Origin of the sequence: Pseudomonas sp. HY13-MNA-CIBAN-0226, from assembly GCF_040310305.1 — a bacterium.
GTDB classification, from domain to species: Bacteria; Pseudomonadota; Gammaproteobacteria; order Pseudomonadales; family Pseudomonadaceae; genus Aquipseudomonas; species Aquipseudomonas gregormendelii.
The window spans coordinates 1-262 of record NZ_JBEOPS010000350.1 but is presented as its reverse complement, the minus strand read 5'-3'; the positions used below and the strand labels follow the sequence as shown (position 1 = coordinate 262).

The window sequence follows — 262 nt, the reverse complement described above, 5'->3', positions numbered from 1 at the left end:
AGCCAACAGCGCACCGCAAAGGCCCAGGCTGATGGCTTGTTCAACGATGAAATCGTGCCGATGGCGGTCAAGTACAAGGTCGAGGATAAGAACACTGGCGCGGTGCAGATCCTGGATGGCGTGGTCGACCGGGATGACTGCAACCGCCCGGACACCACCCTGGCCAGCCTCAGCGGCTTGAAGCCGGTATTTGCCGAGGATGGCTCGGTGACGGCAGGTAACTCCTCGCAACTTTCCGACGGTGCGTCGATGACCCTGGTGA

1 protein-coding gene is annotated in these 262 nt (G+C 61.1%); it reads left to right on the top strand.

Features of this window, described 5'->3' with window-relative positions:
* Positions 1 to 262: thiolase family protein (locus tag AAEZ05_RS29055; RefSeq protein WP_502947810.1), on the top strand; the 262-nt coding region annotated here is incomplete at both ends.